We start from the raw sequence: 21229 nt of genomic DNA on the forward strand, positions 1-21229 counted from the left end.
GCTGGTGGACCTGCGTGCAAAGAACATCACGGGCAAGGCAGCGGAAGCGGCACTGGGCGCGGCGCACATCACGGTGAACAAGAACGCGATCCCGAACGATCCGGAAAAGCCGTTCGTGACGAGCGGCGTGCGCCTGGGTTCGCCGGCGATGACGACGCGCGGCTTCGGTCCGGCGGAAGCGGAGCAGGTGGGCAACCTGATCGCGGACGTGCTGGACAATCCGGAAGATGCCGCGACGATCGAGCGCGTGCGCGCGCAGGTCGCCGAGCTGACCAAGCGTTTCCCGGTCTATCGCTGATCGACGATGCGCTGCCCGTTCTGCCGGCATGACGACACGCAGGTCGTGGATTCCCGCGTGTCCGAAGATGGCGCCGCGATCCGGCGGCGCCGTCGCTGCTCGGCTTGCGACAAGCGCTTCACGACGTACGAGCGGGTCGAGCTGTCCCTGCCGTTCGTCGTGAAGAAGGACGGCAGCCGCACGGAATTCGACCGTCGCAAGATCGTCGCCAGCATGCAACTCGCGCTGCGCAAGCGGCCGGTGGCTGCCGACGCGATCGACGCGGCGGTCGCCCGCATCGAATATCAACTGCTCGCGACAGGCGAGCGCGAAGTGCGTAGCGAGAAGCTCGGCGAACTCGTGATGAACGAGTTGCGCGGCCTCGATACGATCGCTTATGTCCGCTTCGCATCGGTGTATCGCCAGTTCGAGGACGTTTCCGAATTTGCCGACGTGATCGAAGAGTTCCGTCGCGCCTCTCCCGCCAAGACTCCGCGTAAGCGCTGACGCGCTGCGTTCGTTCATCGTCTTCTCCGTTGGTCAGTTCGCGCCGATTGTGTCGGTCGCGATTGCATGCCGCCAGTCGGCCATTCGGCAAATGGTGCGTGTCCGCACGTATCGCTACAGTCGTCGCATCACCTTGGCGAAGGACGACTGCGATGGGACTGCACGCTCAACCCCTGAAAAATGTATTGCGACGCGCGGGCGGGTTCACGCTCGTCGAGCTGATGGTTGCCATCTCGCTGGCGGCCGGGCTCGCGCTGTATGCTGCGCCCGCGTTCGACCAGTGGCGCATGCGCGAACGTGTGGATGCCCGCTCGCGCGCGTTGCTCGGTGCGCTGTCGTTTGCACGTACCGAGGCGACGCGTCTCGGCGTGCGCGTCACGCTGTGCCGGGCGGGTAGCGCCGGCACCTGTCTGCGTGCAGGTGAGCGGTGCGATCCGGCTGAATGGTCGTGTGACTGGATCGTCAGCGGGCAGGTCGACGGGCAGTCACGCGTGCTGCGGCGCTATCCGAGCGATGCCGAAGTGGCCGTCGCGGGTGCCGCGCACGATCTCGCGTTCGCACCGCCGGTCGGTCAGGCAATCGGTGGCATCCGGCGCTTCGAATTGCGTCCGCGACGCGACGTGCCGGGGGGTAACGACGCGCATGCGTCGCGTTGCGTACGAATCGCGGCAGGCGGCCGGGCGCGGGTTGTCGCCGGCCGTTGCGACGCGGCGTGAGCGTCATGCGCAACGCCATGCGCGGCACGTCGCTGATCGAAGCGATGCTGGCCATCGCGCTGCTCGCGACCGTGATGCTGGCCGTAGCGGGCAGCCAGCTTGCGATGGCGCGTGCGCAGCGCGCGACGATCTGGCGTGAACGCGCGCTGTGGCTGGCCGATGCGCGTATCGAGCGCTTGCACGTCGCTGCGGAGGCCGACGATGGCCTCGCGGCGCGGGTCGCGGCGTCGCTGCCCGGCGGCACGATGACGCGCGGTGATCGGCCGGATGGCGTCCGCTACACGGTTGTCGGCTGGCGCGGCGGCAATGCGGCCACCGGGCCGCGATGCGAAGCGGCGGGAAGCTCGGCGCAGCCGCCGTCGTGCGTCCGGATTCCGTATCGGGAGGCTGAAGCCGATGAACGCTGATCGCCGCATGCGCGCGCATACGTTGCTTGAAGTGTTGATTGCGATGACCGTCGGTCTGCTCGTGCTCGCGGCGGCCGGTGCGCTGTACCACGCGCAGCGCGTCGCACAGCGGCGCGCGGATGACGGATTCCGGATGCGTGATGCTGCCGGCACCGCGCTGATGCTGATCGGCCAGCAGATCCAGATGGCAGGATTTCGGCCGCTCGATAGGGATGGGGAAGGCGTGCCGTCGTTGCCACCGGTGTTCGGCTGTTCGATGGCGCGCGTGCGGGGAGAGGGCGCGCAGTTACGGTGTGAGCCCGTGCGCGGTGCATCGGACGCGCTGTTGATCCGCTACGTCGGCGATGCCGTGTCGACGTGGTCCACCGTTGGCGGCCAGGTGTCGGATTGCCTTGGGCAGGGTGTCGGTGTGTCCGGCGAACCTGCGCCGGTGGAAAACCGCTTCGACGTGCACACCAGTCCGTCGACGGGCGAGCCTGAATTGTATTGCGAAGGAAGCGGCCGTCCGGGCACGCCGCAGCCGGTCGTGTCGGGAATCGATCAGTTGCGGATGCGCTATCTTCGCCGCGGTGGCACGCAGTTCGTCGATGCCGATGCATTGCGTGGCGACGACTGGCGCGATGTCCTGGCGGTGCATGTCTGCGTGCGGGCGCGTGGCGAACCGACGGGCGAGCCGATACGGCACGTCGACTGCGACGGCCGCACTGTCGTTGCGCAAGACGGCCGCGTGAGTCTGACGCTCGATCGCATCGTCGCGTTGCGGAATGCCGCGCGCACATTCGACAATACGCCGCGTGATGTCACGGATGAATCCGAGGTGCCGCGATGAACGGAGCGGGGCCGACGCGGGAGAGGTCGCGGCGCGTCGCGACACGCAACATGCATGAGCGAATCGAAGCACGCTGTGGCGGTCCGCGGCAGGCTGCAGGTGCGAAAGTCCAAACAGCGAGCCAGCAAGCGCCGCACATACGCCTGCGGTCAGCCAGCCGCGATTGGCGTCGCGACGCGGGCCTCGCCTTGCCTGCCGTGATCGCGGTTGGCGCAGCGGTGGCGGCGCTGACCGGCACGTGGTTCGAAGCCGCACTGACGGAATCGCGCCGTACACGCGCATTATCCGATCGGCTGGTCGCATTCCACGCGGCCGACGCCGCGCTGGCAGCGTGCACCGCGCGATTGCGCCGGGGCTCGGCGCCGTACGTGAGTGAACGCGAGTCGCACGCGGAGCCCGACGCGTGGCGGCGCATGCCGGCGCTGACGGTCGCCGAAGCGTTCGCGCCGTTCGCCGGATGGCCGATGGCCGTTCAACCGCCACGATGCCTGATCGAAGCGTGGCGCGGGGCGGGGCCGGCCGGCGGCCGCGCTTACGTCGTCACCGCGCGTGGCGTCGGTGCGCACGCATCGAGCGCAGTCTGGCTGCAGCATCAGGTCGCGATCCGTGATGGACACATCGTCGCCCTGCACTGGCGTCGCGTCGCGACGGTGCTTCGATGAACGGTCGCGCGTCCGTCTACCGCTCGGCGGGATTCACGCTGATCGAGCTGATGATCGTGCTCGCGATCGTCTCGGTGCTGGCCGGATGGGGCATCCCGTCGTATCGCGAGCATGTCGTGCGCGTTCATCGCGCGTCGGCGGTCGCCGCGTTGTACCGGGCGGCCCAATATCTCGAAACAGTGGACGGTGTGCCGCCTTCGGCATTGCCGATGGCGCTCACACAAGCGCCGCCGGACGGGCGCGCGGTCTATCGACTGGCGCTCAGGCGGCCGGACCGCGACGATTCGCCGGTGAGTTACGACCTGGAGGCCATCCCGCTCGACACGGGCCCGATGCACGACGATGCGTGCGGCGCATTCACGCTGCGTTCGGACGGGACGAAAGGTAATGTGCGGCGTGACGGCGCTGACGGACAGATCGCCGCGTGCTGGGGTGTGCGTTGAACTCGGAGGAAAGGCGCGCCGCGGCGCTTGGCCGTGCGCGCAGGATGCCGACGACGGTCAGTCGTCGTGCGTGTCGAGACCACGCTCGTCGCGGGACTGCTTCCAGATCCGGTAGACCTCCCATGCCGCGAAACCGACGGTACCCCACTTCAGCGCGGGGCCCGCGCTCGCGCGCAGCAGCGAGCGAACGGGTTTGGCGAGCACGAGCGACGCGAGCGAGCTCAGCATCGGATACTGGTTGACGAGCTGGCCGAGGCTCGCGTTCAGGTTCTTGGCGGACTGGCTGAACTTGTTGCTGGACAGGCCCGGGATGAACACCTTGAGCCAGCTGAAGCGCGTGACCGCGTGGCGCATTTCGCCGGCGGCTTCCGCGAGTTCGAGCCGCTCGACTTCGGATCGCAGGATCAGCAGTTCCTTGCGGAGCGCGCGATGCTGCGACGCGCTCCAGTTCGATCGCGACGAATGGGAGCGGGGTGAATTGCCCGTGACGTTCTGGCTCATGGCGCGTCGGCGAAGTAGGTGGGAGGGGTGAGCGCGACTGCGTTCACGGCTTGCCGCGGAACAGTTCGCGGTCTTTCTCGAGTTCGGCGAGCGTTGCCTCGAATACGGTCGGCGCATCGCGCAGGCCCGAGCGGGCTTTCAGTGCGCATGCGATCCCGCCCACCGCATACAGCACGGTGATCGCCGCGAGCGCCTGCCAGCGGTAGGTATCCCAGAACGCGATCGCGATGAGCACGGTCAGGCTGATGAGCGCCATCGTCGCGAGCATCATCGCGGCGAGCCCGAGGAACAGCACGCCCATCAGGCGCTCCTTCTCCTCGGCAAGCTCGATGCCCACCAGTTCGAGGCGCGTTTGCAGAAGGCCGATCGCGGAGCCGACGAAGCGGCGCAGCGGTCCTTGGCCGGACGGCGGCGAGGTGGTGTCTGTCGTCATGGGTGAGGTGCGTGCGCGTGCAGCTAGGACAAAGCCGGCCGGCGGAAACCGCCGGCTGGCTTCGACGCCCGCAGGCCGCGCGACGCGGCCGACGGGACGAAACGGCGCAGAGCGCGTTACTTGCGGTTGATCAGCAGGCCGATCAGCACACCCACGCCGGCGGCGACGCCGATCGACGTCCACGGATGCTCGTGTACGTAATCGTCGGTCGCGCGCGCGGCCTTCTTGCCTTTCTCGACCACCACGACCTGGACGTCGGCAGCCTTTTCCTTGGCCTGCTTGAGGCGCGACATGGCTTTCTCGCGCAGCTCGGCCGCACGGTCGCCCGTGCTGCTCGCAGCTTGCTTGAGCAGGTCTTCGGCGTCCGAGAGAACGGTTTTGATATCCGACATCAGTTTCTCCTTGTTGATTTCCGACATTGCAACTCCCTTCTTGCTGTCATGCTGCAGGTTCACATCGTAGCGAAACGCCTGCCTGCTGGCGAGCCAGGAAGACACACGACGGCAGTGCAAGACCGCATGGTAAACGACTTGTAATCATCAACAGAGCGGCAAACGGGGTGAAAAGTTTCCCGCGTGGCCGTCCGTCCGTCACCGACACCGGGCAAAAATGACAAAAAAGTATGAATATCAAACGGAATAATCGTTCGCATGCCCCATTGCTTCCCGTAAGCTGACAGACTTTCCCGCGCCGACCCGGGCGCGGTTTCAACCAGCATCGTTCGAGGAGGGAACATCATGAGTCTGCGTCTTGGCGACATCGCACCGGATTTCGAGCAGGAATCGAGCCTGGGCCCGATCAAGTTTCACGAGTGGCTGGGCAACAGCTGGGGCGTCCTGTTCTCCCATCCGGCCGACTACACGCCGGTGTGCACGACCGAACTCGGGCTGACCTCGAAGCTGAAGGGAGAATTCGAGAAACGCAATGTAAAAGTGATCGCGCTGTCGGTCGACGGTGTCGAATCGCACAAGGGCTGGATCAACGACATCAACGACACGCAGTCGACGGTCGTCGGCTTCCCGATCATCGCCGATGCTGACCGCAAGGTTTCGCAACTGTATGACATGATCCACCCGAACGCGAACGAAACGCTGACGGTGCGTTCGCTGTTCGTGATCGACCCGAACAAGAAGGTGCGGCTCACCATCACGTATCCGGCCAGCACGGGGCGCAACTTCGACGAAGTGCTGCGCGTGATCGACTCGCTGCAGCTGACCGACAACTACAAGGTCGCGACGCCCGGCAACTGGAAGGATGGCGACGATGTCGTGATCGTCCCGTCGCTGCAGGATCCGGAAGAGCTGAAGAAACGCTTCCCGAAGGGCTTCAACGCGGTGCGTCCGTATCTGCGCCTCACGCCGCAGCCGAACAAGTAAGCAGCGGCTGCAAATGAGCGCGATACCGGGCCGGTGGCCCGGTGCGCGAATCCGATGAAAAACGGCCCGCCCGGCATGACTGCCGGGCGGGCCGTGTGTTTTGCGCGAGCAGGGCGTGGCTGCCGCACTCGCCGCATCCGGACGATCAGAAGAATGCCTGGATGCCCGTCTGCGCGCGGCCGAGGATCAGCGCGTGGATGTCGTGCGTGCCTTCGTACGTGTTGACCACTTCGAGGTTCACGAGGTGGCGCGCGACGCCGAATTCGTCGGAGATACCGTTGCCGCCGAGCATGTCGCGCGCGAGTCGTGCGATGTCGAGTGCCTTGCCGCACGAGTTGCGCTTCATGATCGACGTGATCTCGACGGCCGCCGTGCCTTCGTCCTTCATCCGGCCGAGGCGCAGCACGCCTTGCAGGCCGAGCGTGATTTCGGTCTGCATGTCGGCGAGCTTCTTCTGGATCAGCTGGTTCGCGGCGAGCGGCCGGCCGAACTGCTGGCGGTCGAGTACGTACTGGCGCGCGGTGTGCCAGCAGGACTCGGCGGCGCCCAGCGCGCCCCATGCGATCCCGTAGCGCGCCGAGTTCAGGCACGTGAACGGGCCGCGCAGGCCGCTCACGTTCGGCATCAGGTTCTCTTCCGGCACGAACACCTCGTCGAGGACGATCTCGCCGGTGATCGATGCGCGCAGCCCGACCTTGCCGTGGATCGCGGGCGCCGACAGGCCTTTCCAGCCTTTCTCGAGGATGAAGCCGCGGATCGCGTCCTTGCCGTTCTCTTCCAGCTTCGCCCACACGACGAACACGTCGGCGATCGGCGAGTTCGTGATCCACATCTTCGCACCGGACAGCGAGTAGCCGCCGGGCACCTTTTTCGCGCGGGTGACCATGCTGCCCGGATCGGAGCCGTGGTTCGGCTCGGTCAGCCCGAAGCAGCCGATCCATTCGCCGGTGGCGAGTTTCGGCAGGTATTTCTGCTTCTGCGCATCGGAGCCGAATTCGTAGATCGGCACCATCACGAGCGACGACTGCACGGACATCATCGACCGGTAGCCCGAATCGACGCGCTCGACTTCGCGGGCGATCAGGCCGTAGCTCACGTAGTTGAGGCCGGGGCCGCCGTATTCCTCGGGAATCGTCGGGCCGAGCAGGCCGACTTCGCCCATCTCGCGGAAGATTTCGGCGTCGGTGCGTTCGTGGCGGAACGCTTCGGTGACGCGCGGTGCGAGCTTGTCCTGCGCGTACGCCTGCGCGGCATCACGCACCATCCGCTCTTCTTCGGTCAGTTGCTGGTCGAGCAGCAGCGGATCGTCCCAATGAAAAGTTGCAGCACTCATCGTCTCATCTCCTGTCGACCCGAGTTAGCGCTTCAGCGCTTACTCGGGTCCCATGCTTCGCGGTCGACCCGAGTTAGCACTTCAGCGCTTGCTCGGGTCCCATGCTTTGCGGTCGACCCGAGTTGGCACTTCAGCGCTTCCCCGGGTCCCATGCTTCGCGGTCGACCCGAGTTAGCGCTTCAGCGCTTCCCCGGATCCCATGCTTTGCGGTCGTCCCTGATTCAGCCGGGTTTATTACCTAAGAGTTTGCTTGACGGAAGTTCCGCTGTGCGGAACAATGTTTTGCAAATCGAACCCAGTGTAGCACCAGATGACACTTTCAACCATCGACGAAACCACGATCGACGAACGCAAGTTCGTCGTCGCGCTCGCGCGCGGGCTCGACCTGCTGCGCGCATTCCGGCCCGGGGAGACGATGCTGGGCAACCGCGACTTCGCGGAGCGCACCGGGCTGCCGAAGGCGACCGTGAACCGGCTCGCCTACACGCTGACCGTGCTCGGCTACCTGCGTTACGACGAGACGCTCGGAAAGTATGCGCTCGACGCCGGCGTGCTGTCGCTCGGCTACGCGCTGCTGTCGGGCGCGGGCACGATCGACCTCGCGCGGCCGCACATGCAGGCGCTCGCGCGCGACATCGGCGCGGCCGTGTCGCTCGGCTGCCGCGACGGGCTCGACATGATCTACCTGGAGACGATCCGCAGCGAGACCGCGCTGACGCTCGGGCTTGCGCCCGGTTCGCGGCTGTCGATGCTGACGAGCTCGATGGGGCGCGCGTACCTGGCCGTGCAGCCGGAAGACGCGCGACGCGCGCTTTATGCGGAGTTGCATCGTGCGGCCGGCGGCGCGGCCGACGCCGATGCGCTCGTCGCCGCCGCGCAGCAGGCGGTGGCCGAGTTCTCGACGGGGGGCTGTTGCTATTCGTTCAGGGCGTGGCACATGGACGTCAACGCGGCGGCCGTCCCGTTTCGCGAGCCGCGCGAGGGGCGCTGGCTGATCCTGAGCTGCAGCGGCCCCGCGTCGTCGATGGACGAGGACGTGTTCCGTACGCAGGTCGGGCCGAAGCTGAAGACGCTCGCGCAGCGGCTCGGGCAGACGGCCTGAGCGGGGGCGCGAGCGGTAGGGGGCCGTCGCCGGTACGGTCGGCGGCGTACGCGTGCGACACCGCCGCCGGTTGTGTCACGGACGAACCGCGCGCATGATCGATCGCCAGCTCACCGACGACGAGGCTTGCCATGTCTCACGCAGAACCGATGGAAGGCGGATGCGCATGTGGCGCGATCCGGTACCTGATCACCCATGTCCCGGCCGACGCCGGTTTTTGCCACTGCCGGCTCTGTCAGCGCACGACCGGCGCGGCGGTCGTCGCGTCGGCATCGGTGCCGATCGACGCGTTCGAATACCTGCAAGGTGAGCCGACGGTGTATGCGTCGAGCGCGTGGGGCGAGCGGCGCTTCTGCGGCCGTTGCGGCGCGCAGCTCGAATACCGGCAAATCGATGCACCGAAGACGGTCGAGATTAATTACGCGACGCTCGACGAGCCGTCGCGCCTACGTCCGGCCTGGCATGTCTGGTATGGGGATCGCTTCCCGGGCATCGAGATCGACGACGATCTGCCCAAGTACGATGATGGTGGAAGGGCGTAAGCGGTAGGTAACCGCCGACATCGACTGCGCCGGAAACGAGGCGCGCGCGTTCCCGCGAAGCCGGTCTTTTGACGAGGCGGGGAACTGCCCGCCGGACATCGGACAACGGGGCAAGCAAGGCGGCACGATCCCCCGTCACATCACCTGCATTCCACTTTCGGCACGCGACGCCCCGCGTGTGCGAACCCCCTCATCCACCGAGGCTCAGGCCGTCACGACCTTCGCAAACACGGGCCCCTGCATGAACCGGACATCGTACTGGCGCAGCAGCTCGCACTGCGTTTCGTCGACGACACCGTCGAAGATCAGCGGAATCCGCACGCGCTGCGCATACGCGACGAGCGCCTTGACCATCCCGTCGCGCAACGCGATGCCCGCATCCATCTTGATGTAGTCCGGGCGCGCCATGTCCGATTCGACCGCGAGGATGCGGCCCGGGTCCGGCAGCTTGTCGGCGACCTTGAAGCCGTGATGCTGGTAGCTGCGCGTCAGGTAGCCGAGGAAGGTCTTGTGCGCGACCGCGACCGCCGGCAGCTCGATCACGATCCGCTCGGCCGGCAGCCCGAAGCGCTGCAGCACCGACGAGAAATGCTTGCCGTGGTCGTACTTCACGCTCTTCAGCAGCCGTTCATGCACGCGCAGGAACAGCAGCCCGTGGCGCTGTGCGCCGAAGAAATTGATCGCGTGCAGCGCGCGCGACAGGCGGTCGATCGCGACGAGCGTCTGGTCGTCGACGGCCGAGTCGACCGGATCGTGCGGCGCGCCCGTGACGACCGTGACGGCCTGGAAGCCGAGCTCGTCGCCGTAGCGCTCGATCGCGTCCGCGAACGACGTCGATTGCGGTGCGCCCGGCATCGTCACGTCGTAGATCGGTTCGTAGGCGCTGCCGAGCGTGCGCTCGGGCAGGTTCGCGCTTGCGGTGCCGCCATCGGCGAGCGCGAGGTGATCCCGCAGATACGGCAGTTGCCCGGCACGGGCGACCAGCTCGGGAATGGTGGGCGGAATCATCGGCTTAAGAAGGAAAAACGGCGGCCGAACGGGCCGCCTCGTAGCTTGATATTAGCAGCGCCGGCCAAGCTCGGCTCGGCGTTTCGTTCATATGGTTATCCCGCCTTCGACGCTTCGCCTAGGGTTTACGTTGATTTTACTATTCGTAATTGGTTTTACTATTCGTAAATCCAGGATGTGTCGCCGATCAAGAAATGCGGCAGGCGGGCGCCGCGACACGGCGCCGTTCACGAATCAACAGGAAGCAAGGAGCGAGACGTGGCGGTTGACAGAAATGGCACGTGGGAGAGCGGTGTGGCGCGCCGGCAGGCGGCGGGCGGGATGACGGGCGTGCCAGCCCGCGTCCGGCAGGGTTGAGGAGCGGATGGCGACCATGAGCATCGATTACCAGACGCTGAAGTTCGAATACCGCCCGCGTGCGCAGGACACGACCGTTCACCCGGTGATCGTCGTCGGCGCGGGCCCGGTGGGCCTCGCGGCCGCGATCGACCTCGCGCAGCAGGGCGTGAGCGTCGTGCTGCTCGACGACGACGACACGCTGTCGACCGGCTCGCGTGCGATCTGCTTCGCGAAGCGCACGCTCGAGATCTTCGACCGGCTCGGCTGCGGCGAGCGCTTCGTCGACAAGGGGGTGAGCTGGCACGTCGGCAAGGTATTCCTGCAGGACGAGCAGCTGTACGCGTTCGACCTGCTGCCCGAGGAAGGGCATGCGCGCCCCGCGTTCATCAACCTGCAGCAGTACTACGTCGAAGGCTACCTGGCCGACCGCGCGTTCGAGCTGCCGAACATCGATATCCGCTGGAAGCACAAGGTCACGGGTATCGATCAGTCGGCCGAACACGCGATGCTGACGATCGAAACGCCGGAAGGCGTCACGACGCTGCGCGCGCAGTACGTGATCGCGGCCGACGGTTCGCGCAGCCCGATGCGCACGATGATGGGCCTCGAAAGCCACGGCCGCACGTTCAAGGACCGCTTCCTGATCGCCGACGTGAAGATGAAGGCGGAGTTTCCGACCGAGCGCTGGTTCTGGTTCGACCCGCCGTTCCACCCGAATCAGTCGGTGCTGCTGCATCGCCAGCCCGACAACGTATGGCGCATCGACTTCCAGCTCGGCTGGGATGCGGACCCCGTCGCCGAGAAGCAGCCGGAGCGCGTGATCCCGCGCGTGCGGGCGCTGCTCGGGCCGGACGTCGAGTTCGAGCTCGAATGGGTGAGCGTCTATACGTTCCGCTGCCAGCGGATGGCGTCGTTCCGGCACGGCCGCGTGCTGTTCGCGGGCGATTCCGCGCACGGCGTGTCGCCGTTCGGCGCGCGCGGCGCGAACAGCGGCGTGCAGGATGCCGACAACCTCGCGTGGAAGCTGAAGTTCGTGCTCGACGGCCGCTCGGCCGACAGCCTGCTCGATACGTATGCGAGCGAGCGTGAATTCGCAGCCGACGAGAACATCCGCAACTCGACGCGCTCGACCGACTTCATCACGCCGAAGAGCCCGGTGTCGCGCGTGTTCCGCGACGCGACGCTGAAGCTTGCGCGCGACTGCGAGTTCGCGCGCAAGCTCGTGAACAGCGGCCGCCTGTCGGTGCCGGCGGTGCTCGCCGATTCGCCGCTGAACACACCGGACCGCAACGGCGACGCCTTCGCGGGCGCGATGCGGCCGGGCGCGGCGGCGGCCGATGCGCCGGTGCGTACGCAGGGCGCGTCGGGCTGGCTGCTGCAGCATCTGGGCAGCGGCTTCACCGGCGTGCTGTTCGGGTTGCCGGGCGATGCGGCCGCACTCGCGCAGGCGCTCGACGGCCTCGCGCTGCCGGTGCGGCCCGTGCTCGTCGTGCCGGCCGGGCACGCGCAGCCGGTCGCGGGTGTCGACGTCGTGGAGGACGTCGACGGCTTCGCCGCGCAACGCTACGACGCGAAGCCCGGCACGTTCTACCTGCTGCGCCCCGACCAGCACGTATGCGCGCGCACACGCACGCTCGACCGTCAGGCGCTGGCCGACGCACTGGCGCGCGCGACCTGCGCACGCTGAAAACGATAAAGACACCGGAGACTCCGTCATGCCCTCACTCGACACCCGCCCGCGCCTGGCTGACCCGGACGCGTTCTACGAAGCGCTGATCGACATGCATCGCGACCTGTCCGACGCCGACAGCCAGCTCGTCAACGCGAAGCTGATCCTGCTGCTCGCGAACCAGATCGGCGACGCCGACGTACTGCGCGAAGCGATGGCGCTCGCGCGCCAGGGCGTGACGCCGCCCGTGCATCCGGCCGCCGAGGTGACGCAATGAGCGCGGCGCCGGCCGACGCGCGCGTGCTCGAAGTCGAGCGCGTGATCGACGAGACCCATCGCCCGGGTTTCCACTGGATGCTGCTCGTGTTGTGCGGGCTGTGCCTCGTGATCGACGGCTTCGATGCGCAGGCGATGGGCTACGTCGCACCGAGCGTGATCGCCGAATGGGGCGTGCCGAAGCAGGCGCTTGGGCCCGTGTTCAGCGCGAGCCTGTTCGGGATGCTGCTCGGCGCGCTCGGGCTGTCGGTGCTGGCCGACCGGATCGGGCGGCGCCCGGTGCTGATCGGCTCGACGCTGTTCTTCGCGGTGACGATGCTTGCGACGCCGTTCGCGGGTTCGATCCCGGTGCTGATGGCGCTGCGCTTCGTCACGGGCCTCGGCCTCGGCTGCATCATGCCGAACGCGATGGCGCTGGTCGGCGAGTTCAGCCCGGCCGCGCATCGCGTGAAGCGGATGATGATCGTGTCGTGCGGTTTCACGCTCGGCGCGGCGATCGGTGGCTTCATCAGCGCCGCGCTGATTCCGGCGCTCGGCTGGCGGTCGGTGTTCTTCGTCGGCGGCGCGGTGCCGCTCGTGCTGACGATCGCGATGGTCGCGCGGCTGCCCGAGTCGCTGCAGTTCCTGGTGCTGAAAGGGCGCGTCGCGCAGGCACGCGAGTGGCTCGCACATTTCGCGCCGCAGGCCGGCATCGATGCGAACACGCGGCTCGTGGTGCGCGAGCGCGCCGCGACCGGCGCGCCGGTCGCCGAGCTGTTCAGCCACGGCCGCCTGCCGGTCACGCTGCTGCTGTGGGCGATCAGCTTCATGAACCTGATCGATCTGTACTTCCTGTCGAACTGGCTGCCGACCGTGATGCGCGACGCCGGCTATTCGCCGGGCACGGCCGTGATCGTCGGCACGGTGCTGCAGACGGGCGGCGTGATCGGCACGCTGTCGCTCGGCTGGTTCATCGAACGTTACGGCTTCGTGCGCGTGCTGTTCGCATGCTTCGCGTGTGCGGCCGTGTCGGTGGGGCTGATCGGCTCGGTCGCGCATGCGCTGCCGTGGCTACTGGTGGTCGTGTTCGCGGGCGGGTTCTGCGTGGTCGGCGGGCAGCCGGCCGTGAACGCGCTCGCGGGCCAGTATTACCCGACGTCGCTGCGCTCGACGGGCATCGGCTGGAGCCTCGGCATCGGCCGGATCGGCTCGGTGCTCGGGCCGCTCGTCGGCGGACAACTGATTGCGCTCAACTGGTCGAACGGTGCGCTGTTCCATGCTGCCGCGGTGCCCGTGCTGTGCTCGGCGCTGTTCGTCCTCGGGTTGGCGGGCGTAACGCGGCGCAGCGGCGCGCCGGCGCCGAACGCCGCCCTGAATTGATGGAGAAAGGAAACGATGACGCTTGACCTGTCGAAACCGGCGACCGCCGGCTACCAGAGCGGTTTCGCGAACGAATTCGCGACCGAGGCACTGCCCGGCGCGCTGCCGCACGGCCGCAACTCGCCGCAGCGCGCGCCGTACGGGCTGTATGCGGAGCAGCTGTCGGGCACCGCGTTCACCGCGCCGCGTGGCCACAACCGCCGCTCGTGGCTGTACCGCATCCGCCCGGCGGCCGTGCACCGGCCGTTCGAGCCGTACGCAGGCCCGCAGCGGCTCGTGTCGGAATTCGGCGATTCGGCCGACGTGCCGCCGACGCCGCCGAACCAGCTGCGCTGGGATCCGCTGCCGATGCCGGTCGAGCCGACCGATTTCGTCGACGGGCTCGTGACGATGGCCGGTAACGGCTCGGCCGCCGCGATGAACGGCTGCGCGATCCACCTGTACGCGGCGAACCGCTCGATGCAGGACCGCTTCTTCTACAGCGCGGACGGCGAACTGCTGATCGTGCCGCAGCAGGGGCGCCTGTTCATCGCGACTGAATTCGGCCGGGTCGACGTCGAGCCGTTCGAGATCGCGGTGATCCCGCGTGGCGTGCGTTTTGCTGTCACGCTGCCGGGCGGCGACGCGCGCGGCTACATCTGCGAAAACTTCGGCGCGCAACTGCGCCTGCCGGACCTCGGCCCGATCGGCTCGAACGGTCTCGCGAACCCGCGCGACTTCCTGACGCCGCAAGCCGCGTACGAAGACCGCGAAGGGGCGTTCGAACTGATCGCGAAGCTGAACGGCCGCCTGTGGCGCGCGGACATCGGTCATTCGCCGCTCGACGTCGTCGCGTGGCACGGCAACTACGCGCCGTACAAATACGACCTGCGCCTGTTCAACACGATCGGCTCGATCAGCTACGACCATCCCGATCCGTCGATCTTCCTGGTGCTGCAGTCGCAGAGCGACACGCCGGGCGTCGACACGATCGACTTCGTGATCTTCCCGCCGCGCTGGCTCGCGGCCGAGGATACGTTCCGCCCGCCGTGGTTCCACCGCAACGTCGCGAGCGAATTCATGGGGCTCGTGCACGGCGCGTACGACGCGAAGGCCGAAGGCTTCGTGCCGGGCGGCGCGAGCCTGCACAACTGCATGTCGGGCCACGGGCCCGACGCGGACACGTTCGAGAAGGCGTCCGCGAGCGACACGACGAAGCCGCACAAGGTCGACGCGACGATGGCGTTCATGTTCGAAACCCGCACGCTGATCCGGCCGACGCGCTATGCGCTCGACACCGCGCAGCTGCAGGCGGACTACTTCGAATGCTGGCAAGGCATCAAGAAACATTTCAATCCGGAGCAACGATGAGCGATACCCAAGACTGGCGCGCGACGCTCGACCCGGCCCGCAAGAGCTGGGTCGAGACGGCGAACGACGCCGCCTGCGATTTCCCGATCCAGAACCTGCCGTTCGGGATCTTCAGCGATGCGAAGCAAGCGTCGCGCCGTGCGGGCGTGGCGCTCGGCGACCAGATCGTCGATCTTGCAGCGCTCGCGCGTGCGGGCCTCGTGACGCTGCCGGCCGGCGCCGACGTGTTCGCCGCGCCGACGCTCAATGCGTTCGTCGCGCTCGGCCGCGACGCGTGGCGCAGCGTGCGCGTGCAGCTGTCGAACCTGTTCTCGCGCGACAACGCGAAGCTGCGCGACGATGCGGCGCTGCGCGCGCAGGTGCTCGTCGCGCAGCGTGACGCGACGCTGCATCTGCCGGTCGAGATTCCCGGCTACACCGATTTCTATTCGTCGAAGGAGCACGCGACCAACGTCGGCTCGATGTTCCGTGATCCGAAGAATGCGCTGCTGCCGAACTGGTCGGAGATGCCGATCGGCTACAACGGCCGCGCGTCGTCGGTGGTCGTGAGCGGCACGCCGGTGCGGCGCCCGAGCGGGCAACTGAAGCTGCCCGACCAGGAGCGCCCGGTGTTCGGCGCGTGCCGCAAGCTCGACATCGAACTGGAGACGGGTTTCATCGTCGGGAAGGGCAACGCGCTTGGCGAGCCGATCGCGTGCGAGGACGCGGAAGCGCACATCTTCGGGATGGTGCTGCTGAACGACTGGAGCGCGCGCGACATCCAGCAATGGGAATACGTGCCGCTCGGGCCGTTCAATTCGAAGGGCTTCGCGACGACGATCTCGCCGTGGATCGTCACGCTCGACGCGCTCGAACCGTTCCGCGTCGCGCAGCCGGAGCAATCGCCGCAGCCGCTCGCGTATCTGCAGCATGCGGGCAAGCATGCGTTCGACATCGCGCTGGAAGTAAGGCTGCGCGCGGAAGGGGCCGCCGAGGCCACGTCGATCTGCCGCACGAACTTCAAGCACATGTACTGGACGATGGCGCAGCAGCTCGCGCATCACACGGTGGCCGGCTGCAACACCCGCGTGGGCGACCTGATGGGTTCGGGCACGATCAGCGGGCCGACGAAGGATTCGTTCGGCAGCCTGCTCGAACTGACGTGGAACGGCAAGGAGCCGGTCGCGCTGAACGGTGGCGGCAGTCGCACGTTCATCGAGGACGGCGACGAGCTGACGCTCGCCGGCTGGTGCCAGGGCGACGGCTATCGCGTCGGCTTCGGCACGTGTGCGGGCAAGATTTTGCCGGCGCGCGGCGCGTGACGGATCGCAGCGCGAAACGTTACGCGTAGGTCACGTGTAGAACGCGCGTAGTCCGGAAGGACAGGGCGGCCCGCATTGCGCGGGCCGTTTTCGTTTACCGCGGGAGGGACGCGAGCGGGCCGATGCGTATCGGTGCATGATGCTGCGCACCAACGCCAACGCCAATCTGCATCAGACCGCGCGCTGCAGCGCGACGCGGCGCTCCCACAGCGCGGCCGCGACGAACGCCGCGACACAGACGACCAGCACGCCGACCAGCGCGTTGCTGCCCAGTTGTTCCATCAACGCGCCGGCGACCAGCGGGCCGCCGAAGCTCGCGGCGCTCCACGATGCCGACACGAGCGAGCTTGCGGTGACGAGCGCCGCACCGCGGAAGCGTTCACCGCACGCGACGAGCGACAGCGTGTAGATGCTGCCGGCCGCCGCGCCGAGCACGAACAGCAACGGCCAGCAGAGCCACGGATTGGCGATCACGAACGGCAGCAGCGGCAGGCCGGCGAGCACGATCCAGCCTGCGCCGAGGTGCACGCGTTCGCGGCCGAGCTTGTCCGCGAGCCAGCCGATCGGGAACTGCATCGCGGTATCGCCGAACAGCATGATCGACGCGAGCAGCACGGCGGTGGCGCTCGCGACGCCGTGATCCATCGCGTAGAGCGGCAGCAGCGACAGCGCGAGCGTATCGAACAGCGCGAAGAAGCCGGTGCCGATGATCAGCGCGGGCATGCGCGGCAGCACGTCGAGCCAGCGGCCGTGCGCTTCGTGATGCGCGTCGTCGCCGGCGAGCGGCGCGCGCCGGATCGTCGCGAGCGTCGGCAGCGCGAGCAGGAACAGCGCGCCGCACAGCGCGAAGCGGATGCTCGTCGCCCCGGCGATCTGGCTCACGAGCACGGGGCCCGCCATCTGGAACAGCGTGAAATTGGTCGCGTAGATCGCGACGACGCGGCCGCGCGTCGAATCGTCGGCGAGCTGGTTGACCCATGCCTCGCCGATCGTGAACAGCAGCATCAGCGCGGCGCCGCACAGCACGCGCAGCACGCCCCACAGGATCAGGTTCGACGTGAACTGCATCAGCGCGGTAGCGGCCGCGAGCAGCACGACCGACACGACGATCGCGCGGCGCGAGCCGATGTGTCGCGCGAGCGCGGTGACGAACGGGACGATCGCGAGGCCGCCGAGGGCCTGCGCGGCCGTCAGCATGCCGACGACGTTGGTGCCGTGTCCGGCTTCGGTCAGCGCGAGTGCGGTGAGCGGCAGCGTGGCGCCGGTGCCGAGACCGACGACCGCGACGCTCAGAATGAGTGCGAGGAAATCGCGATTAAGAATGGCTTTCATCGGCGGGGATGCTACACCGCGGACCTTGAAAGGTCCATGAAGGCCATCAGGTCCACGTGGGGTTGTGTGCGCAACGATTGCAGCAGGGTTGCTTTACACGTACTCGGTCGGCACGGTCACCGGTCGACGTTCGAGCGACGCCGACCACAGCGTGAGCGCGAGTGCGGCAACGGCCATCGCGACGCCGACCCACGGCAGGTTCACGAGCGACACGCCGGAGCCGATCGCCATCCCGCCGAGCCACGCGCCCGTCGCGTTGCCGAGGTTGAACGCGCCCTGGTTCAGCGTCGATGCGAGGTTCGGCGCGTCGCTGGCGCGGTCGACGATCAGGATCTGCAGCGGCGGCACGATCGCGAACGCGAGGATGCCCCACACGAAGATCGTCGCGAGCGCGGCGAACGGCAGGTGCATCGTGCCCGCGAACAGCGCGAGGATCACGCCGATCAACGCAAGCGTCGCGATCAGCGACGGCATCCGCCGCCAGTCGGCGAGCTTGCCGCCGAGCGTGCCGCCGACCGTCAGCCCGAGGCCGAACAACAGCAGCACGTAAGTGACCTGGCGCGGCGAGAAGCCCGTCACGTCCTCGAGGATCGGCGTGATGTACGTGAACACGCTGAACAGGCTTGCCGAGGCGAGCACGCTGATGCCGAGCACCATCAGCACCTGCGGATGCTTCAGCACGCTGAATTCGCGCGTGATGCTGGTGTCGGGCATCGCGAGATGCTTCGGCAGGCAGACGGCGAGCGCGGCGGCCGCGGCGATGCCGATGCCGGTGACGGCCCAGAACGTCGCGCGCCAGCCGTATGCCTGGCCGAGCGCGGTGCCGAGCGGCACGCCGAGCACGTTCGCGAGCGTGAGGCCGGTGAACATCAGTGCGATCGCCTGCGCACGACGGTTCGGCGCGACGAGGTTGCTCGCGACCACCGAGCCGATCCCGAAGAACGCGCCGTGGCAGAACGCGGTGACGACGCGCGCGGCCATCAGCACCGCATAGCCCGGTGCGATCGCGCAGAACAGGTTGCCCGCGATGAACAGCCCGATCAGGCCCATCAGCGCGCGCTTGCGCGGCATCTTCGCGGTGACGATCGCGAGGATCGGCGCACCGATCGTCACTCCGAGCGCATAGCCCGACACGAGCATGCCGGCGGCCGGGATCGACACGCCGAGATCGCGCGCGACATTGGGCAGCAGCCCCATGATCACGAACTCGGTGGTACCGATTCCAAATGCGGCGACGGCGAGGGCGAAAAGAGGTAAGGGCATCGCGGTGGGCTCGGGAAAAGCCGCCGCTCGGGCTGGCGCAGGATGCGCGGGACGGGCGGACGGTAAGGCGAACGACAGCGGCGATTCTACTTCAGTGAAAACCCCTATGCTTGGGGCCAAAACGGTTGTTGCCGGCGTGCGACGGGATGGCCCGCATGGTGCTCACAGTGTGGGATTGGGCGGGCTTTGCGGCGGTGAAATTGCGGGGGGCGGAACGATGACGGCGGGGGGCTCGTCAGGCGATGCGTTCGGGGGACCCGCCGACGCTCGTGGTCGAAGCGCTTGCCGAGTTGGCCCCAGTTTCCGTTGCCGCGCCCGCCACGTCGGCGGGCGACGAAGGCGAGCCGGCGGCGTCGATCGCGGCCGGATCGTCCCAGCCGTTTTCGAACAGGCACGCTTCGATCGGCATCCGCGCCGCCCAACGCTCCTGCTCGAGCATCGGCTTTGCATAGAACGCGTCGACGTGCCCGACGCACAGCACGGCGATCGGCTTCGCGCCGTCGGGCATCCGCAGCAGCGTGCGCAGCGCATCGACGTCGAACAGCGATACCCAGCCCATCCCGAGACCTTCGGCGCGCGCCGCGAGCCACATGTTCTGGATCGCGCAAGCCGCGGACGCGAGATCCATCTCCGGCAGCGTGCGACGGCCGAACACGTGGCGCTCGCGGCCGTCGGCGAGCGCGACGACCAGGAGCTCGCCGCATTCGCGCACGCCCTCGACTTTCAGCCGCATGAATTCGTCCTGGCGCTCACCGAGCGCGTCGGCGGTCGCACGGCGCTCGGCCTCGACCAGCGCGTGGATCGCGGTGCGCAGCGCCGGATCGGTGATGCGGATGAAGCGCCACGGCTGCATGAAGCCGACGCTCGGCGCGTGATGCGCCGCGCGCAGCAGGCGTGCGAGCACGGCAGGATCGACGGGCGCCGGCGTGAAGTGACGCATGTCGCGCCGTTCGAAAATGGCGCGGTAGACGGCGGCGATGTCGGAGTCGTCGAAACGCATGGACGGGAGGGGGCGGGATAACGTCGGCGCAACGATAGCAGACGGCGCGCGAGCCGCGTTACATCATTTGAAACAAAGCGAGAAATTGTTGATGTAAAAGGTCGTGTTTTCAGCGTTGATCAAAAGCAAACGATTGCGGTGTCGCTTGCAACCGTGAAACGGGCCGGTTTCGTCGATTTCTCAGCGATTCGCCGTCACGACGTTCTGCGGCGTGCCCGCATGCCACGCCTCGATGTTCAACAGGGTGGTGTGCGCGATTTCGGCGAGCGCCTCGCGCGTGAAGAATGCCTGGTGCGACGTGACGATCACGTTCGGGAACGTCAGCAGCCGCGCGAGCACGTCGTCCTGCAGCGGCAGGTCGGAGTGATCCTCGAAGAAGAGCCCGCTTTCCTCTTCGTACACGTCGAGCCCGAGATGGCCGAGCTGGCCGCTCTTGAGCGCGTCGACCAGCGCCTGCGCATCGACGAGGCCGCCGCGCCCGGTGTTGATCAGCATCGCGCCGTGCTTCATCCGCGCGAGCGTCCGTTCGTTGATCAGATGGTGCGTCGACGGCAGCAGCGGGCAATGCAGGCTGACGATGTCGGCGTCGTGCAGCAACGCGTCGAGCGCGACATAGCGCGCGCCGAACGCGATCAGCTCGTCGTTGTACGGCGGCACCGAGTGCGCGAGCACATGCGTCCCGAAGCCCATCATGATCTTCGCGAACACGCTGCCGATGATGCCGGTGCCGATCACACCGACGGTCTTGCCGTGCAGGTCGAAGCCGAGCAGGCCGTTCAGCGAGAAGTCGCCTTCGCGGGTGCGCGCGACGGCGCGCGGCAGGCGGCGGTTGAGGGCGAGGATCAGTGCGACCGCGTGCTCGGCCACCGCGTGCGGTGAATAGGCGGGCACGCGCACGACCGTGATGCCGAGCCGCTCGGCGGCGGCCAGGTCGACGTGGTTGAAGCCCGCCGAGCGCAGCGCGATCAGCCGCGTGCCGCCGTCCGCCAGCCGTTCGAGGACGGCCGCGTCGACGGTGTCGTTGACGAACGGGCAGACGACGTCATAGCCATGCGCGAGGATCGCGGTTTCCGCGTCGAGGTGCGACGGCTGGAAGTGCAGCCGATAGCCGAACTGCCGGTTGGCGGCAGCAAACGAATCGTCGTCGTACTGCCGGCTGCTGAACAGGATCACGCGCACGCTGCACCTCCGAAGGCTGACGCGC

23 protein-coding genes and 1 pseudogene are annotated in these 21229 nt (G+C 67.5%); 15 read left to right on the top strand and 9 right to left on the bottom strand.

The genetic code is table 11. The annotated features are described in order from the left end of the window. From glyA to F3J15_RS17445, 7 genes and pseudogenes are all read left to right on the top strand, one after another. Positions 1-298, top strand: a pseudogene (gene glyA / locus F3J15_RS17415) (serine hydroxymethyltransferase); the annotation flags it as partial. Positions 299-304: 6 nt separating this feature from the next. Next, positions 305-784: a transcriptional regulator NrdR gene (gene nrdR, locus F3J15_RS17420; protein ID WP_050011738.1), complete on the top strand. Its 480-nt coding sequence runs from the start codon at positions 305-307 to the stop codon at positions 782-784. Positions 785-936: 152 nt separating this feature from the next. Continuing rightward, positions 937-1500, top strand: a complete 564-nt coding sequence (locus F3J15_RS17425; RefSeq protein ID WP_166892935.1) for a GspH/FimT family pseudopilin — start codon at positions 937-939, stop codon at positions 1498-1500. A 5-nt stretch (positions 1501-1505) separates the two neighbouring features. Beyond that, a complete protein-coding gene (locus tag F3J15_RS17430) occupies positions 1506-1907 on the top strand; it encodes a hypothetical protein (protein WP_166892938.1) in 402 nt (133 codons plus the stop codon). Beyond that, a complete protein-coding gene (locus F3J15_RS17435) occupies positions 1897-2736 on the top strand; it encodes a PilW family protein (RefSeq protein ID WP_166892941.1) in 840 nt (279 codons plus the stop codon). The genes F3J15_RS17430 and F3J15_RS17435 overlap by 11 nt, the downstream gene beginning before the upstream one ends. A gap of 200 nt (positions 2737-2936) precedes the next feature. After that, the gene (locus F3J15_RS17440) at positions 2937-3398 is read left to right on the top strand and encodes a pilus assembly protein (RefSeq protein WP_166893048.1); all 462 of its coding nucleotides are present in this window, start codon (positions 2937-2939) and stop codon (positions 3396-3398) included. Beyond that, positions 3395-3841, top strand: a complete 447-nt coding sequence (locus F3J15_RS17445; protein WP_166892944.1) for a type IV pilin protein — start codon at positions 3395-3397, stop codon at positions 3839-3841. Before F3J15_RS17440 ends, F3J15_RS17445 begins: the two co-directional genes overlap by 4 nt. 57 nt (positions 3842-3898) lie before the next feature. Here F3J15_RS17445 and F3J15_RS17450 read toward each other — a convergent pair whose 3' ends face one another. From F3J15_RS17450 to F3J15_RS17460, 3 genes are all read right to left on the bottom strand, one after another. Continuing rightward, positions 3899-4342 carry a DUF3318 domain-containing protein gene (locus F3J15_RS17450; RefSeq protein ID WP_089483519.1) on the bottom strand — a complete coding sequence of 148 codons (444 nt, stop codon included), beginning with the start codon at positions 4340-4342 and terminating at the stop codon, positions 3899-3901. A gap of 43 nt (positions 4343-4385) precedes the next feature. After that, positions 4386-4775, bottom strand: a complete 390-nt coding sequence (locus F3J15_RS17455; RefSeq protein WP_166892947.1) for a phage holin family protein — start codon at positions 4773-4775, stop codon at positions 4386-4388. A 116-nt stretch (positions 4776-4891) separates the two neighbouring features. Continuing rightward, positions 4892-5194 carry a YqjD family protein gene (locus F3J15_RS17460; RefSeq protein WP_006494044.1) on the bottom strand — a complete coding sequence of 101 codons (303 nt, stop codon included), beginning with the start codon at positions 5192-5194 and terminating at the stop codon, positions 4892-4894. Between the two features lie 318 nt (positions 5195-5512). Here F3J15_RS17460 and F3J15_RS17465 point away from each other — a divergent pair, with 318 nt between their 5' ends. After that, positions 5513-6151 (top strand): peroxiredoxin, encoded by a 639-nt coding sequence (locus F3J15_RS17465; protein ID WP_069247250.1) that lies wholly within the window; start codon positions 5513-5515, stop codon positions 6149-6151. 145 nt (positions 6152-6296) lie between these two features. On the opposite strand, the gene F3J15_RS17470 is transcribed toward F3J15_RS17465, so the two are convergent. Then, entirely contained in the window at positions 6297-7484 is a 1188-nt protein-coding gene (locus tag F3J15_RS17470; RefSeq protein ID WP_021157157.1) for an acyl-CoA dehydrogenase, read from the bottom strand. Between the two features lie 310 nt (positions 7485-7794). Here F3J15_RS17470 and F3J15_RS17475 point away from each other — a divergent pair, with 310 nt between their 5' ends. Together F3J15_RS17475 and F3J15_RS17480 are read left to right on the top strand one after the other, a co-directional pair. Beyond that, complete coding sequence (locus F3J15_RS17475; protein WP_166892950.1) at positions 7795-8586, top strand: IclR family transcriptional regulator; 792 nt, start codon at positions 7795-7797, stop codon at positions 8584-8586. A gap of 131 nt (positions 8587-8717) precedes the next feature. Continuing rightward, entirely contained in the window at positions 8718-9128 is a 411-nt protein-coding gene (locus F3J15_RS17480; RefSeq protein WP_166892954.1) for a GFA family protein, read from the top strand. A 204-nt stretch (positions 9129-9332) separates the two neighbouring features. Here the strand turns inward: F3J15_RS17480 and F3J15_RS17485 are convergent, their stop codons facing one another. Next, entirely contained in the window at positions 9333-10136 is an 804-nt protein-coding gene (locus tag F3J15_RS17485) for an EAL domain-containing protein (protein WP_069247254.1), read from the bottom strand. A 364-nt stretch (positions 10137-10500) separates the two neighbouring features. On the opposite strand from F3J15_RS17485, the gene F3J15_RS17490 reads away from it, so the two are divergent. Genes F3J15_RS17490 through fahA form a run of 5 tightly spaced genes read left to right on the top strand, consistent with a single transcriptional unit; the run spans position 10501 to position 16430 of the window. Continuing rightward, positions 10501-12162: an FAD-dependent oxidoreductase gene (locus F3J15_RS17490; RefSeq protein ID WP_166892957.1), complete on the top strand. Its 1662-nt coding sequence runs from the start codon at positions 10501-10503 to the stop codon at positions 12160-12162. A 28-nt stretch (positions 12163-12190) separates the two neighbouring features. Further along, positions 12191-12421, top strand: a complete 231-nt coding sequence (locus tag F3J15_RS17495) for a DUF2783 domain-containing protein (RefSeq protein WP_085039566.1) — start codon at positions 12191-12193, stop codon at positions 12419-12421. Continuing rightward, positions 12418-13779: an MFS transporter gene (locus F3J15_RS17500; protein WP_166892960.1), complete on the top strand. Its 1362-nt coding sequence runs from the start codon at positions 12418-12420 to the stop codon at positions 13777-13779. The genes F3J15_RS17495 and F3J15_RS17500 overlap by 4 nt, the downstream gene beginning before the upstream one ends. Before the next feature lie 15 nt (positions 13780-13794). Then, positions 13795-15129: a homogentisate 1,2-dioxygenase gene (gene hmgA / locus F3J15_RS17505; protein WP_166892963.1), complete on the top strand. Its 1335-nt coding sequence runs from the start codon at positions 13795-13797 to the stop codon at positions 15127-15129. Then, positions 15126-16430 carry a fumarylacetoacetase gene (gene fahA, locus F3J15_RS17510; RefSeq protein ID WP_166892966.1) on the top strand — a complete coding sequence of 435 codons (1305 nt, stop codon included), beginning with the start codon at positions 15126-15128 and terminating at the stop codon, positions 16428-16430. Before hmgA ends, fahA begins: the two co-directional genes overlap by 4 nt. Before the next feature lie 171 nt (positions 16431-16601). Here fahA and F3J15_RS17515 read toward each other — a convergent pair whose 3' ends face one another. From F3J15_RS17515 to F3J15_RS17530, 4 genes are all read right to left on the bottom strand, one after another. Then, positions 16602-17762, bottom strand: coding sequence for an MFS transporter (locus F3J15_RS17515; protein ID WP_069247261.1), 1161 nt, complete (start codon positions 17760-17762; stop codon positions 16602-16604). A gap of 93 nt (positions 17763-17855) precedes the next feature. Beyond that, positions 17856-19025: an MFS transporter gene (locus F3J15_RS17520; RefSeq protein ID WP_166892970.1), complete on the bottom strand. Its 1170-nt coding sequence runs from the start codon at positions 19023-19025 to the stop codon at positions 17856-17858. A 235-nt stretch (positions 19026-19260) separates the two neighbouring features. Beyond that, positions 19261-20025: a 5,6-dimethylbenzimidazole synthase gene (gene bluB, locus F3J15_RS17525; RefSeq protein ID WP_166892973.1), complete on the bottom strand. Its 765-nt coding sequence runs from the start codon at positions 20023-20025 to the stop codon at positions 19261-19263. A gap of 180 nt (positions 20026-20205) precedes the next feature. After that, on the bottom strand, positions 20206-21204 hold the full coding sequence (locus F3J15_RS17530; protein WP_166892976.1) for a 2-hydroxyacid dehydrogenase: 999 nt from the start codon (positions 21202-21204) through the stop codon (positions 20206-20208). Between the last annotated feature and the right edge of the window lie 25 nt (positions 21205-21229).

The organism is Burkholderia sp. Ap-955, from assembly GCF_011753045.1.
Classification (GTDB): Bacteria; Pseudomonadota; Gammaproteobacteria; order Burkholderiales; family Burkholderiaceae; genus Burkholderia; species Burkholderia lata_D.